Annotated in this window: 13 protein-coding genes; 12 read left to right on the top strand and 1 reads right to left on the bottom strand. The window is 53.5% G+C overall.

Annotation, left to right across the window (positions count from 1 at the left end; translation table 11 throughout):
• Positions 1-11: 11 nt before the first annotated feature.
• The 8 genes from EHN06_RS13935 (at position 12) to EHN06_RS13900 (ending at position 9,299) form a co-directional block, all read left to right on the top strand.
• On the top strand, positions 12-1,715 hold the full coding sequence (locus EHN06_RS13935) for a hypothetical protein (protein WP_127333148.1): 1,704 nt from the start codon (positions 12-14) through the stop codon (positions 1,713-1,715).
• Entirely contained in the window at positions 1,712-2,425 is a 714-nt protein-coding gene (locus EHN06_RS13930) for a hypothetical protein (protein ID WP_127333147.1), read from the top strand. Before EHN06_RS13935 ends, EHN06_RS13930 begins: the two co-directional genes overlap by 4 nt.
• A 26-nt stretch (positions 2,426-2,451) precedes the next feature.
• On the top strand, positions 2,452-3,306 hold the full coding sequence (locus tag EHN06_RS13925; protein WP_127333146.1) for a glycosyltransferase family 2 protein: 855 nt from the start codon (positions 2,452-2,454) through the stop codon (positions 3,304-3,306).
• A 48-nt stretch (positions 3,307-3,354) separates the two neighbouring features.
• On the top strand, positions 3,355-4,395 hold the full coding sequence (locus tag EHN06_RS13920; protein ID WP_164735614.1) for a glycosyltransferase family 4 protein: 1,041 nt from the start codon (positions 3,355-3,357) through the stop codon (positions 4,393-4,395).
• A 54-nt stretch (positions 4,396-4,449) separates the two neighbouring features.
• On the top strand, positions 4,450-5,331 hold the full coding sequence (locus EHN06_RS13915) for a glycosyltransferase family 2 protein (protein WP_127333144.1): 882 nt from the start codon (positions 4,450-4,452) through the stop codon (positions 5,329-5,331).
• 14 nt (positions 5,332-5,345) lie between these two features.
• Positions 5,346-6,521 carry a glycosyltransferase family 4 protein gene (locus EHN06_RS13910; RefSeq protein WP_127333143.1) on the top strand — a complete coding sequence of 392 codons (1,176 nt, stop codon included), beginning with the start codon at positions 5,346-5,348 and terminating at the stop codon, positions 6,519-6,521.
• Entirely contained in the window at positions 6,505-7,218 is a 714-nt protein-coding gene (locus EHN06_RS13905) for a class I SAM-dependent methyltransferase (RefSeq protein ID WP_127333142.1), read from the top strand. Before EHN06_RS13910 ends, EHN06_RS13905 begins: the two co-directional genes overlap by 17 nt.
• A gap of 113 nt (positions 7,219-7,331) precedes the next feature.
• Entirely contained in the window at positions 7,332-9,299 is a 1,968-nt protein-coding gene (locus EHN06_RS13900) for an AarF/UbiB family protein (protein WP_127333141.1), read from the top strand.
• Between the two features lie 38 nt (positions 9,300-9,337).
• Here the strand turns inward: EHN06_RS13900 and EHN06_RS13895 are convergent, their stop codons facing one another.
• Positions 9,338-10,699 carry an MBL fold metallo-hydrolase RNA specificity domain-containing protein gene (locus tag EHN06_RS13895; RefSeq protein WP_127333140.1) on the bottom strand — a complete coding sequence of 454 codons (1,362 nt, stop codon included), beginning with the start codon at positions 10,697-10,699 and terminating at the stop codon, positions 9,338-9,340.
• A 165-nt stretch (positions 10,700-10,864) separates the two neighbouring features.
• On the opposite strand from EHN06_RS13895, the gene cysQ reads away from it, so the two are divergent.
• The 4 genes from cysQ to EHN06_RS13875 all read left to right on the top strand — a co-directional run bounded on the left by cysQ (position 10,865) and on the right by EHN06_RS13875 (position 15,602).
• Positions 10,865-11,623 carry a 3'(2'),5'-bisphosphate nucleotidase CysQ gene (cysQ, locus tag EHN06_RS13890; protein ID WP_127333139.1) on the top strand — a complete coding sequence of 253 codons (759 nt, stop codon included), beginning with the start codon at positions 10,865-10,867 and terminating at the stop codon, positions 11,621-11,623.
• A 5-nt stretch (positions 11,624-11,628) separates the two neighbouring features.
• Positions 11,629-12,126: a transcription/translation regulatory transformer protein RfaH gene (gene rfaH / locus EHN06_RS13885; RefSeq protein ID WP_127333138.1), complete on the top strand. Its 498-nt coding sequence runs from the start codon at positions 11,629-11,631 to the stop codon at positions 12,124-12,126.
• Between the two features lie 248 nt (positions 12,127-12,374).
• Positions 12,375-14,450: a YjbH domain-containing protein gene (locus tag EHN06_RS13880; protein ID WP_127333137.1), complete on the top strand. Its 2,076-nt coding sequence runs from the start codon at positions 12,375-12,377 to the stop codon at positions 14,448-14,450.
• 216 nt (positions 14,451-14,666) lie between these two features.
• On the top strand, positions 14,667-15,602 hold the full coding sequence (locus EHN06_RS13875) for a hypothetical protein (RefSeq protein ID WP_127333136.1): 936 nt from the start codon (positions 14,667-14,669) through the stop codon (positions 15,600-15,602).
• Positions 15,603-15,623 lie beyond the last annotated feature (21 nt).

Raw genomic sequence — 15,623 nt, 5'->3', positions numbered from 1 at the left:
GCTTTTTTATTATGTGGCTAAAAAATAACGTATATTTCCAGCTTTCTACTGCGGCGTTCCTGGCAGTCGCTGTATATGCTCTAGGCCTATCCGGTGGGTTCTACTTTGATGACGAGTGGAACATCCTTAAAAACCAGGCCTTGCAGCTTGACTCGCTGAAACTGGACGAGCTATGGAATGCTGCGCTTTCAGGTACAGCGGGACCGTTAGGGCGCCCCCTTGTGATGTTGAGCTTTGCGCTCAACCATGTCTTTTTCGGCCTTGACCCTTTTTACTTCAAGCTTGTTAACCTGATTGTTCATTTGCTCTGTGGCTGGACAATGTATGCTTTGGTTATTGCCCTTTGCGAATACCTGCCTCAGGTCCCGGTCGATCGCAAGCGCCTGCTTGCCTTTCTGGTGTTGTTATTGTGGCTTTTGCATCCGCTTAATTTAACGACGGTTTTGTATGCGGTTCAGCGGATGGCAGGCCTGAGTGCATTGTTCTGTCTGCTGGGTATGTATGCCTATGTAAAGGCAAGGCAGGTAAGCGTCTCCAGTTGGGGTAGGCGACTGTGCTGGTATGTGTGTTGTTTTGTTCTCTTTTGGCCGCTGGCACTTGCGAGTAAGGAAAATGCCGCGCTCTTCCCAGCATACCTGTTCTTGATAGAGCTGGTATTTTTGAAGTTTCGCAGTGCCAACCGGCAGACGGTGAGTCGGCCTCTGGTGATTTCTTACGGGTTTCTATTTCTTCTTCCTTCTGTTCTTCTCGTGATCTATTTCGCGTTCTCCCCTGACTGGATCCTGAATGGTTATGCAAAGAGAGACTTTACGTTGACGGAGAGGTTGCTCACCCAATTCAGGGTGCTGCTCTTTTATATAGGTCAGCTAGTTTTTCCGTTGAATACCTCGCTTGGACTTTTTCATGATGATTTTGTCGTATCAAAATCCATCTTTTCTCCCTGGACAACGGCAGTCTCAATACTCGCAGTAGTTGCAGCAACGTCCTGGGCCTTTGTCCGAATCAGAAGGTACTCCGTGGTTGCGTTCGGAATCTTGTTTTTTCTGGCTGCGCACTCACTTGAATCCACCATTCTGGGGCTTGAATTGGTGCATGAGCATCGAAACTATCTCGCCAGTTTTTCATTTTTTTTCGCCATCGCCTACTACTTGGTAATAGGTGGAGAGCGTTATGCAAACCTTAGAGCAATAATGGCAATCAGCTTAGTTGTGTTTTTCAGTGCGACAACGTTAGCCCGCGCAACAGTATGGGGAGAGCCGGCCATTCACACGTACAGTGAAGTGGTAAACCATCCTCAATCCCCCAGAGCCAATTATGGTATGGGCAAGCAATATGCAGTTTATGCGAGTTCTCTTGAGAGCTCCGATCAAAAGGCAGAGGCGCTGGACCAAGCTGCGTTTTATTTTGAGAGAAGCGCCGAACTCAGAGAGAGCTATACGGATGGACTGTTTGGCCTGTTCATAATGGAGGGGGTTGAGGGCTATGAGATGAGCGAGGAGGCATACCAGGCTTTGCTTGATAGGCTCGCCAATGAACCCTTTTCCAATAACAATTACAATTACCTGAATAGCATAATGTCTTGCTTGGAGGCAGGGCGTTGCAACATTCATGATATGAGATTGGCTGAATTGATCAATGCCTGTCTTGAAAATCCAGAATTTGATGGGGGGCATCGGGCCCATATACTAGAGCGCTACAGAGAGTATGTTAAATGAGCCCCAGGCTTAATAGGCATACAGTGTTTCTGGGGGGCGCCATTGAGACTGCTATCTGGGCGGTTGTGTTAGTCTGGTTGCTAGATGCGTGGTACCCAAAATATTACGCTGACTTATTTAGTATCGGCGTAAAGTGTGCTGGTTTTCTGGGGGTGCTTTTTGTCCTGGGGGCTGTGCTTGGTGCTTTATTTTATAAGCCCGACGAGAAGGCTTACGCTAACGATCTGAGTGTGATGTTCGTTGTCAGGCTTGCTGTGTTAGCCTTCGGTTTACACCTGACCTATAGTCAGAGACCCCTTCTGGTTGTATTTTCTGTTGATAGATTTGTCGTAGTGCAGGCGCACCAGATTTCGCTGAATCAAGCGCCGCCGGCAATTGTAAAGATGATAGTGAATGCTGAGGAGCCCCCAGTAATTGCAGCAAGAAAGCTTCCGAATGATGACATAAGTGCGATTTTGAGTGTCATGGGGGGAGCTCCGGATATCGAGTATCAGCCAGGTCAATATGAAAAACTCGGCTTCCAGCAAGAAAGCTTCTACGAGAGAATGTGTAGCAAAGATATTCTTGGCAGTAGAAATGGGCCTGGCAATTTAGAACGCTGCGGATCATTGGCTGTCCCTCTTGTTTATAAGGACGATAATCACGCTACAGCCATTTTTGACACTAATGAACTAAGAATAGCGCGGATTGATTATAAGGATCCATGGTAGAGAACTTTCGAGGTAGTGCTCAAAGTATGCTGAATTATACAATAATTATACCTGCAAAGAATGAAGCCCGTTCTTTAAAAACATTGCTGCCAAAGATTAAAGAAGCATGCCCTGATTCGGAAGTCCTTGTGGTGAATGACGGCTCCACTGACGAAACCAGTCAAGTTTGTGAGGAATTTTTTGTTACTGAAATTCTTCATCCATATTCAAAGGGAAACGGTGCCGCTATTAAATCTGGTGCTCGGGCTGCTTCGGGAGATGTTCTTGTATTTATGGATGCTGATGGTCAGCATTCCCCAAATGATATCCTCCGTTTGGTTGAAAAATTAGATGATGGCTACGATATGGTAGTGGGTGCGCGTGGGAGTGAATCCCAGGCCAATGTTGGGCGTGATGTGGCTAATCGATTTTATAATAGACTTGCTAGCTATGTGGTCGATCACAAAGTAGAGGATCTTACCTCTGGGTTTCGCGCGGTTCGGCGGGAAAAATTTCTCGAGTTTCTATATCTACTTCCCAATGGATTTTCATATCCAACAACCAGCACAATGGCATTTTTTCGTGCTGGATATTCCGTCTTCTACTTGCCGATCGTTGCAAGCGCCCGAGAAGGTAAGAGCCATATAAAACCCATTAAGGATGGAATTAGATTCCTTCTAATTATTTTTAAGGTTGGTACACTTTATTCGCCACTGAAGATCTTTTTTCCTTTGGCGTTTTTTGTTTTTATGTTGGGAACTTCATACTATGGGTACACTTTTTTCACTGAGGGAAGGTTTACTAATATGAGTGCTTTGATGTTCACGACGGCGCTTATAGTCTTCATGGTTGGCTTGGTGTCAGAACAAATAACAGCTCTAATGTATAAGAACAAAGAGTAGAGCGCGATGACAAATGCTCCTATTTGGAGCTATTAGGTGCGGACAGTTGTGACTAAAGCTGACGAGATAGGGGTTTGGTTTGTTGCCATTCGCGCTCACACTGGCGCGGATGTTTTTACAGAGCGGTTAGCGAAAGCGTTGCGGGAGCGAGGGGTGAAGGCTGAAATATCCTGGCTCCCTCACTACGCGGAGTACTTACCATGGTTGGTGAAAAAGCCGCATCCGCCTGCTTGGGCAACGGTCGCGCACGTAAACTCCTGGCTTCACGAATCATTGCTTCCAGATAACTTGCCCCGTGTCGTGACGGTTCATCTTTGTGTTCATGATCAGTCAATTGGCGCATACCAGGGATTTCTCCAGAAGCTATATCATCGCGTTTGGATAAGACACTGTGAATCTCTGTCGCTTAAGAGTGCTGATGCCGTAACTGCCGTTAGCCATTACACTGCAAAAATGACGAAGAGGATATTTGAAACCTCTGAGATCCGCGTAATACACAACTGGGTGGACTCGAAGTCGCTTCCGCTCTGTGGCGTACAGGCTCCAGGAAAATCCAAGCCTTTCCGACTGGTGTTCGTAGGTAACGTTACCCAGCGTAAAGGTGCAGATCTTCTGGTTCCGATAATGGAAAAGTTAAGCAATGGCTTTGAACTGAGGTATACCGGTACAGAGGACGATCTTCGGAAGATCGGTGTATCGAAGATACCAAAAAACGTAATTCCAGTTGGTCGGATTTCATCGCAAACTGAGATGGAAAAATTATATGGGGAAAGTGACGCCCTGATTTTCCCAACTCGTCTCGAGGGTTTTGGTCTGGTTGTCGCAGAGGCTATGGCTGCAGGTCTTGCAGTAGTTGCTTCTAATTGTTCTTCAATCCCTGAACTGATCGGTAGTGAAGGCGCCGGGATTTTATGTACGCCTGATAATGTGGAAGAGTTTGTTGGTGCATGTAAACGGCTACACTCCTCACCGGGTATTCGCCAAATGATATCGGTAAAAGCGAGAGACCGGGCAGAGCGACTTTTTTCCCCGGCAGAAGCTGTTGGTAAATATGTGCGTGTTTATCAGGATGTCACCAATGATGCCTGATATGCCTCCTCTGGATGTTCAGACCTTAAAACGTAGGCTAGGTGTCGTCTAAGTATGTACGAAGTAACGATCATTATTCCGGTATTCAATGACCAGCTTGGGCTGAACAAATGCTTGCAGGCTATCGATGATCAGCAGGGGGTCGATTTGTCACTGGTCCGGTCAGTGGTCGTTGACAACGGATCTCGACCGCACCTCGTGCTGCCAAAAGGCCTGAAACACAGTGTAAGCCTTTTTCGCTGTGAAACGCCCGGATCTTATGCCGCTCGAAACTTTGGCGTTAGGCACTCAAGTGGCGGTGTTCTAGCATTCATTGATGCGGATTGCTGGCCTCATGAGAACTGGTTGAGTGAGGGACTTAAGCTTCTGAGTGAAACAGAATACAGCGCCGTTATAGGTGGTGAAGTTACCTTTGAGCCCTCGGGACATCCGACAGGAACAGAGCTATACCAGCTAATGATGGGGTTTGGCCAGCAAAGGTGTATCAATACAATGGGCTTCACCGCAACGGCCAATCTCTTTGTATCCCGAAAGCTATTCGAGCTGGCCGGTCCTTTTGATGAAACATTGTACTCATGTGGAGATCGTGAGTGGGTTTGGCGTGCAGCTGATCACGGTATTTGTGTGAAATACGCGGGAAAATCCATTGTGTACACCCACCCTAGAAGGTCGTTAAAAGGCGCAATTATTCAGGCGAGGCGCGTTGCGGGCGGACGCCACATTTTAAAGAAGATGCTCCATGAAAGAGGGCAGGTGCAAGTCGACATGCTTAATCGCCAAAAAGGAATCCGCTCGAAGTCTGCAAGCATTCTGAACGCCTCCGGCTATTCGTTGAGACAACGACTTTCGGCGTTCATAGCTGCAAGCCTGATTCGCTGTGCCCATGATTTTGAAAGGATTCGTATCATTCTCGGCTCGGAGCCTGAACGGCGATAATTTTGGGGTAACGGATGAACAGATTATCCGAAAGAAGTGAAGCCACGTTTTTGTTGGTTAGCAGGAACTTCCCTCCACTCCAAGGTGGGATGGAGAAGCTTAATCAACACCTTCTCGAGGAACTCAGCAAAAGCTATAGAACTGCTTTGGTTGGACCAGTGGGGTCTTCTGAATACGCGCTACACGCAGATACCATAAAGGAATGTAGGTCCGCTCTCATACCGTTTTTAGTGGGGGCGACATTGAAAGCAGTTCTCTGGGCCCGGGTAAATAAACCGTCGGTTATTATGGCGGGAAGTGGAGTAAACGGAATTTCTGCGTGGTTGGCGGCAAAAATCTCGGGAGCCCGCTGGGGGGTCTACCTTCACGGCTTGGACATTATCGTCAATAGTGCGCTATATCGTTGGGTGTTTCTTCGAGCACTTAGGAAAGCGGACTTCTGGATCGTAAATAGCCGCGCGACAAGGGATGCAGCTATCGAAACTGGTTTTGATGCTTCTCGAATCTATTTGCTGAACCCCGGTGTTGCTGTCAGCGAGAGGTTACCGTCAAAGGAACTTGTGAAGCAATGGTTGGTCGACAACCAATTGCAGGGTAAGAAAGTCTTACTTTCTGTGGGGCGGTTGATGAAACGAAAGGGGCTGGCAGAGTTCATTTCGAGATCCTTGCCAGACATTGTGAAGGCTTGTCCGGATGTTGTTCTTGTTGTAATCGGTGAAGCGCCAAAAAGCGCTCTTTTAAAAACTGGAACCTGTCAGGCTGAGCTCATTGAGATGGCGCAAATGGCGGGAGTTGATTCCAATGTGAGGTTAATGGGCAGCGTATCGGACGACAGTCTCCAGCTTGCATATGCTGCGGCTGATGTTCATGTGTTTCCAGTTCTGGATCTGCCGGGTGATATGGAAGGTTTTGGGATGGTCTCCATTGAAGCTGCTTCGGCAGGGACGCCCACTGTTGCATTTTCGGCGGGAGGGGTGCCGGATGCAGTCAGGTGCGGGATCTCTGGCCAACTCATACCTCCTGGCGACTACCTGAACTTTGCGGAGACTGTAGTTGGCATATTGAAGAAAAAGGTTACATATGATCTTGAAGAGTTGCTTCAGTTCTCGCGACAGTTTTCCTGGTCGAGTTTTGGAGCAAGTCTAAGAGACATTGCGCCATTGAGGAGAGAGGATGAGTCCAAACCATAAAGATGTCAGGCAGTATTATGACCAAGTATATTATAAAGAACTGATATCTCCTCGCGGCCATCCTAGTCGCCACCTCCAAGGATTGGTCCGAAAGTTGGCGCTGAAGAAGAGTGATCGTATTCTTGATGTTGCCTGTGGTTCTGGAGAATGGCTGCGAGTGGCCCAGGAACTTGTGAGTGAGGTAGCTGGAATAGATATCTCCGAAAAGGCCGTTGAGGCCTGCAGGAAGGCAATGCCAGATGGCCGGTTTTCGACAGGGCCTGCGGAGGAATTGCCGTATGCTGATAATGAATTTGATGTTGTTACTTGCCTGGGATCGCTGGAACATTTTCTTGATCAACAGGTGGCATTGGAAGAGATATTGAGAGTTGCGAAGCAAGATGCGCGAATCTTGATTCTTGTGCCCAATTCGGGTTTTCTGACCTATCGATTGGGGCTATTCCAAGGAACCAACCAGCAGGATATAAGAGAAACAATTCGAAGTCTCGATGAGTGGACAAAGCTTTTTGAGTGCGCTGGCCTCGAGATTGTTGGGCGGTGGAAAGATCTTCATGTCTTGAGCCGACGCTGGATATTTCGTGCCCCTTTTTATTTTGTACCGTTGAGAATACTTCAAGCAGTGATACTGGTTATTTGGCCCTTGAGTTGGCAGTATCAAGTGTATTTCGAGTGCCGGCCTAAAGTGATGCGCTCTTAAAAGCTGCACGCGTGGTCATCTCCAACAATTCGGCCCAAAAACACCCAAACCTCCCCCCAATAATCTGGCATAGTACCAACCCCATCCAGCACTGTGCCGGGTTACGAGGTTACATGGGCGAGCAAGACCAGCAGAAAATCATTCAGATCAACATTCCAGTCCTGAGGGAGCGCACCGGGTCGGCGATCCGGGGTGTGGGTAATTTCACGTCGATGACGCTGAAAGTGCCCCGTGCATTCTGGCCGGTGGCCCGTTTGGCGGGCAACCTGGAGCCGATTGATCAGGATCAGCTCCGCTCGGCGCTCGACGAGTTGTTTGACACGTTGTATGAGCATCCGCTGAATGTGCAGTCCCGCTCGCTGACCCGGGTGTTGCGCAAGTATCGTCTGATTCCCAACGAGGAAACCACCGAAGGGCTAATCCGCTTTCTGGTAGGGCAGGTGGTCACCCGCAGTCCGATCGAGGTGCCGGAGAGCGTCGTTGATGAGTTCTGGAACTTCTTTCACGAACTGCTGGACGCGCCCGAACTCAAGGGGTTGATCGAGCTCAACCTTGATATCGTCCGCCTGGTACTTCGGTCCTACGAGCCGTTGATTGTTGAACTGGTCAACCGCCTCAAGGATATCCGCAAGGCCAACCAGGAAGGATTGGCGGATGTGGGGCGCAAGGTCAGTGTGCTGCGTCGGGATCTGGTGATTCTGCGGCGGCAGATCAAGGCGATTCGCCACATCAAGCCGTTCCTGCAGACAGACCCGAAGGATTTTGCCACCCAGGCGCAGATCGTTGCCCGCATGGTTCGTGAATTCGGCCCCTTGTTTATCAAGATGGCCCAGGTGGCAGCGGCGAACGCGGACTTCCTGCCGGAGGAAATTGCCAAAGAGCTGGCAGTGTTCCAGGAAGACGTTGATCCGATGACGCCGGACGAAGTCAACGAGGCCTTTCTGGACTGCTTTGGCAGGTTGCCGGGGGAGATGTACGTCCAGTTCGATGTGAATAAGCCGTTGAAGTCCGGGTCCATCGGCTCGGTCTACCTCACCAAGAAAGTTATTCAGGATGACGGCGGGCTGGAGCGCCTGCAGCCGGTGATCGTCAAGGTGGCCCGCCATAACCTGGAGCGGGAATTCCAGATGGGCAACCTGGCCATTGAGCTGATGCTGGTCAGCAGCCAGTTCTGGGCACCGCATTCCAAGTTGCTGCCGTTCCTCCACGCACTGTCCGATCAGGTGAAGGAGTTCACCCGCGGTTTTGAGCAGGAACTGAATTTTGAGGACGAAGCGGCGATCCAGCGTCGTTTCGCGGCACGGGCTCGGGTGACCCGGGCCTGGCATGTGCCGGATGTGTTTGTGGCCACCAACCGCATTCTGGAAATGGAGTATGTGGATGACGCCGTTTCCATCAAGAAAGCCATCAATAGCCTGCAGGGCTCCGAGCGCAAGCGGTTTCAGCGCACCCTGGGGGAGAACTTCCTGTTTACCCTGTTTGAGCACATCTTCGTGTACAACGAGCTCCATGGGGACCTGCACCCGGGCAATATCATGGTCTCGCCGGACGCGGAGCCCTACCTGATTGACTGGGGCAACGCCGTTCATATGGCCGGCAAGTGGAGCTTTGTGCGGGATTACATCATCAGCGTCCTGCTGGCAGACACCGAGCGCCTGGGGGATATGCTGATTGAGATGAGCACCCACCCTGACAAGAACCGACTGCGCCGGGACGAAATCATCGAACGCCTGAGTGATACCCTCGCGCGCCGGGACGTCTCGCCACTCACCGAGGATGCTTTACGCACCCTGTGGCGAGAGGGCACCGCCGGCCTGCATCGGCGCATGCAGACCGCGCTGCAACTGCTGTCCAATACCTATCAGCTGGGCATTGTGATCCACAGCGACTACCTGCACCTGTCTCGCTCCCTGGTCGCCATGGCCGGTGCCTACATCAACATCTACGAGGGCCTGCCCCGCAGCCTGGTGGTGCGGGACACGGTCAAAAGCCTGGTGCTGTTTCCAGTCAACCTGGGCATGGCGCGGTTGAGTCACCGGGTGACTCGTTTGCAGGGTGGGTTGTTGCCAGGGGTGGTCTAGGGTGTCGGATTAGGCGCAGCCGTAATCCGACAACGTACCTAAACCTCCACCTCATCAAACAACTCCGGCACTTCCGCATCCCACCCGAACTTCTCGCGGATACGCTTACGCATCACGTCACTGGCTACCATCTCCCCATGGGTGACATACACCTTCTCCGGCTTCAATTGCCCCTGTTCCAGCCAGGTCAGGATCTCCCGATAGTCACCATGGGCGGAGAGCGAATCCAGGTTGTGGATCTCCGCCTTTACCGGCCAGTATTCACCGTGGATCTTGACGGATTCCACGCCATTCACCAGGGCATCCCCCCGCGTGCCGGGCGCCTGGAACCCGGCAAACACCACGCTGTTGCGCGGGTTGGGCAGCAAGGTCTTCAAATGGTGCAGCACACGCCCACCGCTGGCCATGCCGCTGGCGGAGATAATCACGCAGGGGTAGCGTGCCGAATCCAGCTTGATGGACTCTTCCACCGTGCGCACGAACTCCGTCTGGTCATCCATCATTTCGCATTGCGCGGCGCTGAGCTTGTGTTCCTTGTTGTGCCGGCAGAAAATTTCCGTGGCTTTTATCGCCATCGGGCTGTTCAGGTACACCGGCAGCTTGGGGATGCGCTTTTGCCCCATGATCTTGTGAATCACATACAGCAGCATCTGCGCCCGGCCCACGGCAAACGCCGGCATCAGCACAATGCCACCCCGACTGGCGGTTTTGGTGATGATTTGTGCCAGTTCCTCCTCCGGATCGGTCTCCGCGTGGAGGCGATCGCCATAGGTGGATTCGCACACCAGCACGTCCGCTTTCCGGATTGGTTCCGGCGGGCGCATGATCACGTCGTCCTGGCGGCCCACATCGCCGCTGAACACAACCGTGCGCTGACTGGCCTTGTGGTGTACGTGTACACAGGACGACCCCAGGATGTGGCCGGCCGGCGTAAACGTCACCTCCATCCCCCGGACCGGCTCGAACGGATCGTGGTAGTGCAGTGACTCGAAATGCTTCAGTGCTTCCCAGGCGTCCTTTTCGGTGAACAGCGGCTCCGGCTTTTCGTGTTTGGAGAACTTCTTGCGAAAGGCGTATTTGGCGTCTTCCTCCTGCAGGAAACCGGCGTCCGGCAGCAGGACCTTGCACAGTTCATGGGTGGCCTTGGTGCAGTAAACCTTGCCCTTGAAGCCATTCTTCACCAGCGCAGGCAGGTAACCGCTGTGATCAATGTGGGCGTGGGTCAGCACCACCGCCTCGATGGTGGAAGGATCCACGGGAAACGGCGCCCAGTTCCGCTTGCGCAGGGTTTTCACGCCCTGGTACATGCCACAGTCAACCAGCAGGCGGTGCTTGTCATCCGACAGCAGGTAACGCGAACCGGTAACGGTGCCTGTGCCGCCAAGGAAGCGAAGTTTCATGGGGTGACTCCTTTCGGTGAATGCTGACTGTCAGCTTAGCGCAGAGTTGGTGATATGGATTTGATTTGTGTCGGGTTGGTGTTGGATTCCAATTACCCCCGGCACTAACACCACCCCCCCACACTCCGTTAAACTGTCACCAAACCCGACAGCAGGACGCTCCCAATGCATTACAGCTCCATCCTCCCGGATGTTATAAAAATCGCCGATCAAGCCAGCGAGCGGGTGCTCCACATCTACCAGTCCGACTTCAAGGTGGACTACAAGGCCGACCAGTCCCCGATCACCGCCGCCGATCTGGCCAGCCATGAAGTGATCGTGCAGGGGCTGCGAAAGCTCACTCCGGACACCCCCATCCTCTCGGAAGAGGGCGCCGACATCCCCTGGGAAGAGCGCAAGCACTGGCGCCGGTTCTGGTTGATTGACCCGATAGATGGCACCCGGGATTTCACCCAGCGTACCGGGGAGTTTACCGTCAACATCGCCCTGATTGAGGACGGTGAGCCGGTCCTGGGCGTTGTGACTGCGCCTGCCCTGAAAGAAGCGTTCTGGGGAGCGAAAGGGGAGGGCGCCCATAAGCGCGATCGGTCTGGCAAGATTTCGCCGATGCACGTTGTTGAAGCAAAAGCCATCAAACGCGTCGTCGCCAGCAAGAACCACCTCAACGACGAAACAAAAGCCTTCATCGAGCAAGTGGGTGAGCACGAGCTGGTCCAGGCAGGCAGTTCCCTTAAATTCTGCCGCCTGGCCGAGGGGCGAGCCGACCTGTATCCGCGCCTGGGGCCAACCTGCGAGTGGGATACCGGCGCGGCGCATGCCGTGTTGGTGGCTGCCGGTGGCAAAGTGGAAACGTTAGAGGGTGAGCCGTTACGATACGGCAAGGAAGACCTGCTCAACCCGTTTTTCATCGCAACAGGGAAGTAACGTCAATGACGTGGTACGCACTGCAGCACAAACCCGCACAGGGCGACCGGGCCCTGGAACACCTCCAGAACCAGGACATCGCCTGCTTCTACCCCAAGATCACCGTGGAAAAAATCAAAGCCGGCAAGCGCACCAGGAAACTTGAGCCGCTATTCCCCGGCTACCTGTTCGTCAACCTGGAACAGACCGATCCCATGTGGTCCAAACTCCGCTCCACCCGGGGCGTGCTGCGAGTGGTGGGCTTCGCCAACAAGCCTGCGCCAATTGGTGACGACGTCATCCAGCATATTAAGGACAGCCTGCATACCGTTGCAGAGCAGGGCGGCATCAAACCAGGGCAGCCGGTGGCACTCAGCGAAGGGCCGTTCCAGGGCCTTGAGGCGATTTTTCAAGCGTATGATGGCGAAGAGCGGGCCATTGTACTGATCAGCTTCATGCAGAAGCAGCAGGCCGTAAAAGTGCCCGTTGCCGCGCTGGCAGGAAATCCCCGTAGGTCGGATTAGCCGCAGGCGTAATCCGACAAACAGATTCAACCCGTCCCAGGGCATGCGCGGCCTGGATATTTTGCATTGTTTAACGCCAATGCAACACCAGTTGAGGCCAACATTACGGTTTGTCACTTGTCTGCAATCTTATCTTCGGTAGAATTGCGTCACATTTGATACACGTCACAAAAATTACCTGACATGGATTTGGTCGGGGCAGCCTCTCGCCGTGCCTCTCGAATACCTGTCACCAACAAACGAATTCTATGACCTCAAAACACTGGACTCTGGTCGGTGGGGCGGTAGCGTGCCTGAAATCGACCGCCATTGCGGGCGTTGCCAGCGGACTCTCTCTGGCAGTGGCGCAGGCCGCACCGCAGGACCTGGCATTTCCCGGCTACAGCGGCTACCTCAACGTACCCTCGGCCACCGTGCTCGACCACGGCCAGGCAGACGTCATGTATTCGGATCAGGCTTTGGACACGCGCCAGACATCAGGTAATGACACGTATGGCCATTTCAACAACGTAGCCGGCACCTTTGGTGTTTTTCCTCTGGTGGAAGTGGGTGGTCGCTTGACCTGGGATCGCACTCAGGCGAATTGTTACCAGGAAACCTGTGGAATCCGCGACTTGTCGGCGAACATCAAAGTTCAGGCCCCGTTCATTCCAGACAACTGGTTCACCCTGGCCGCCGGTGTTCAGGACCTGGGGGGCGAAACCGACGACTTTGAGTCCGTCTATGTGGTTGCCGGCCGAGAGTTCGGGCCAGTCGAGATATCCGCAGGCTACGGTGACCCAAAGACCCCCGGGCGCTACCTTGACGGTGCCTTTGGCGGCGTATCCTACCGACCGGTTCCCTGGCTGAACGTCATGGCCGAGTATGACAGCCAGGATGTCCGCCTGGGATTGGGGGCCGCCTCCCCCGAAGGCCTCCTGCCATGGGGCATGCAGGTGAAGGGAAAGGTCCTCGCCTACGACGAAGGCGACACCGACAACGACCGCCACTTCTTCTCCCTGGGCCTGTCCATCCCCTTCGGCAACAAACCCAGCAAACAGCGCCTGGAACCTGTCGCTGCCGACAGAATTGAGCCCGTAGGTCGGATCAGCCAAAGCCGCAACCCGACAGATTCAGCAGACCCCGTAGGTCGGATTAGCCAAAGGCGTAATCCGACAACCTCAGACCAAAACAACACCGGCAAAAAATCAGCCCAAAACCTGGGCCAACAACTAGTCAAAGCCGGCTACGACCGAGTCTCCGTCGCCAGCGAAGGCGACACCCTCCACATCCAGTGGGAAAACAACATCTACACCCGGGACGAACGGGATTCCGTCCTAGACGTAGCCCGAAGAGCCAAGGCCGCAGCCGGCGTCCACAAGAACGCCAGGCTCACCCTGCTCAACCAGAACATTCCAGTGGTAGAGCGAACCGTCCCACTGCAGGAACCTCACCCGGACGGCAGCGATGAGCCTTACGCCATCGCCTCGGGCTTTTCCAAAACCAGCCTGTTGGACCGGGACGAACGCGAGTGGGACTTCCAGGGCAGCTACGGCCCCACCTGGAAGCCGCGCATTACCCTAAGCCCGACCATCAGTTCTGGCGTGGCCACCGAATACGGCGTATGGGACGCCTCCGTCGGCATCAGCGCGGAAGTGTCTGCCTCGCTCTGGACCGGTGCACTGGCCTCGGCAACCTATAACACCGAAATCTACCAGACCGAGGACTTCGAAAAAGGCGGCGTGTTCTACGAAGACCGGCAGCGCAATGCGCTGATCGAGGCGGAAGTCCAGCAAACCTTCAAGCTTCATCCCCAGCTATACACCAGTTTCCACGGTGGCCGTTACGCCATCGACTGGAACGGGGGCCTCAACGAGACCATGATTCTCAGTGCAAATGGTCATCACAGTTTGAGCTATCTGGGCGGCAGCTTCCGCCACAGAGACGACAGCGGCTTTAAGCGCAACCAAATGCTGGGCCGGTACAGCTACTACAATCCGGATCTGGATGCCCAGTTCGATGTGTACGGTGGCCAGTTCTTTGCCGAGGATACCGGTTTCCGTCTGGATAGCCGTTTCTGGTTCGGGGACTATGCAATTACCCTGAGCTACAAGAATACCGATGCCGAGTTCATCAGCCTGGGTTGGGTAATTCCGCTCACCCCGGAAAAAACCCGCCAGTTCCGCTACGCTCAGGTTCGCGGCGATGCCAACTGGAATTACAGCGTGCAGAGCCGAATCAACGAAGATCAGAACCTGACGGCGTTTGGCGGGGCAGCCATTGTGCGTTCAGCCAACCCGATACAGTCCCTGTATCTCAACCGTGGCCGGCTCACAAATGACTGACCGGGCCGGTGGCGTGGCCCGAAAAGCCATAAAATTCAAGGCAAGTAGAAACAAAGTGTGATTGCGTTTTAACCTCACTTGCCTATAGTGGGAGCAAAACAGGCCTATTGGAGGCCAATAAACGTCAGGGTGTCGCAGTACAGTCGTGGCGCAGCCAACATCAAGAAGCAATAACCAAAACGTGCGAAAGCTCATTCAGGAGATTAAGAGGCTATTATGAGTCAATTTAAAAAAGGAACGTTTTCACGCAACCTGGCCGTCGCAGCTATTCTGGCTCCGACGATGGCGATTGTAGGGTGTTCATCCAGTAGCGGCTCCTCGTCGGATGGTGGCGCCGATGGCTCCAGTGAAGGCTTCGCATACGACGGCTACCTCAAGAACGCCGTGGTATGTGTTGATGAAAACCTCAACAAGGCGTGTGACCTTGGCGAGCCCAGAACCACCACCGGTGACGGCGGCGTGTTCACTTTGGACTCCCTGACGGATGTCCAGGTGCAACTGCCATTGGTTCTCCAGGTGGCGTCCAGCACCATCGATGAAGACGACGGTGCCTCGGTTGACAGCAACCTCAAGTTCCTGGCGCCGGCCGGCAGCAAAGCCATCAGCGGCTTCAGCACCATCATCCAGGCGAAGGTTGAGAAAGCTCTGGCAGAAGGCTCAACAGCCAGCCTGGCAAGCCTCAAGGCGAGCGCAGCTGATGAGCTTGCAACCGAACTGGGTGTTTCCGGTGTGGACCTTACGGCCTTTGACCCGATTGCCGCCAAGACCGATGGCAGCACTTCCGAGGAAGCGCAAACTAGCGCTGCCAAGCTTCACCTGGTGAACCAGGTGCTGAGCCAGCAGATTGCCACCCTGGTACCGCAAGCCAATGCCAACTCCAATGGCAACGAGACTGCAGCCTTTGGTGCCCTGGTCAACAAGCTGAATGCAACCGACGTCAAACAGGCCGTCGACAACGACACCGCTGGCCTGGCATTGCCTGAGCTGAAAGAAGCGCTGGCAGATGTTATCGTGAGTGAGGTTGTGCCCGCGGTCCCGACTGTCGAGGAGATCGAAGAGCAGGCCGCTGTGGATGAAATCGTCAAAGCGATCATCGAAGAATTGGTCGAGGAAGAAGAACCGACCGGCGCAACAGGCGCTACCGGCAGCTGATCAACTGCGGCTAAAGCGTCA

The sequence above is a fragment of the Marinobacter sp. NP-4(2019) genome (assembly GCF_003994855.1).
In the GTDB taxonomy this organism is placed as follows: domain Bacteria; phylum Pseudomonadota; class Gammaproteobacteria; order Pseudomonadales; family Oleiphilaceae; genus Marinobacter.
The sequence above is the reverse complement of the archived record's forward strand: the minus strand, read 5'-3'. Positions and strand labels throughout refer to the sequence as shown.

Coding starts and splice junctions, on each gene's coding strand:
- EHN06_RS13930 (WP_127333147.1), top strand. CDS start 1,712: ATGAGCCCCAGGCTTAATAGGCATACAGTGTTTCTGGGGGGCGCCATT.
- EHN06_RS13880 (WP_127333137.1), top strand. CDS start 12,375: ATGACCTCAAAACACTGGACTCTGGTCGGTGGGGCGGTAGCGTGCCTG.
- EHN06_RS13900 (WP_127333141.1), top strand. CDS start 7,332: ATGGGCGAGCAAGACCAGCAGAAAATCATTCAGATCAACATTCCAGTC.
- rfaH (WP_127333138.1), top strand. CDS start 11,629: ATGACGTGGTACGCACTGCAGCACAAACCCGCACAGGGCGACCGGGCC.
- EHN06_RS13935 (WP_127333148.1), top strand. CDS start 12: ATGTGGCTAAAAAATAACGTATATTTCCAGCTTTCTACTGCGGCGTTC.
- EHN06_RS13895 (WP_127333140.1), bottom strand. CDS start 10,699: ATGAAACTTCGCTTCCTTGGCGGCACAGGCACCGTTACCGGTTCGCGT.
- EHN06_RS13925 (WP_127333146.1), top strand. CDS start 2,452: ATGCTGAATTATACAATAATTATACCTGCAAAGAATGAAGCCCGTTCT.
- EHN06_RS13915 (WP_127333144.1), top strand. CDS start 4,450: ATGTACGAAGTAACGATCATTATTCCGGTATTCAATGACCAGCTTGGG.
- EHN06_RS13905 (WP_127333142.1), top strand. CDS start 6,505: ATGAGTCCAAACCATAAAGATGTCAGGCAGTATTATGACCAAGTATAT.
- EHN06_RS13910 (WP_127333143.1), top strand. CDS start 5,346: ATGAACAGATTATCCGAAAGAAGTGAAGCCACGTTTTTGTTGGTTAGC.
- EHN06_RS13875 (WP_127333136.1), top strand. CDS start 14,667: ATGAGTCAATTTAAAAAAGGAACGTTTTCACGCAACCTGGCCGTCGCA.
- cysQ (WP_127333139.1), top strand. CDS start 10,865: ATGCATTACAGCTCCATCCTCCCGGATGTTATAAAAATCGCCGATCAA.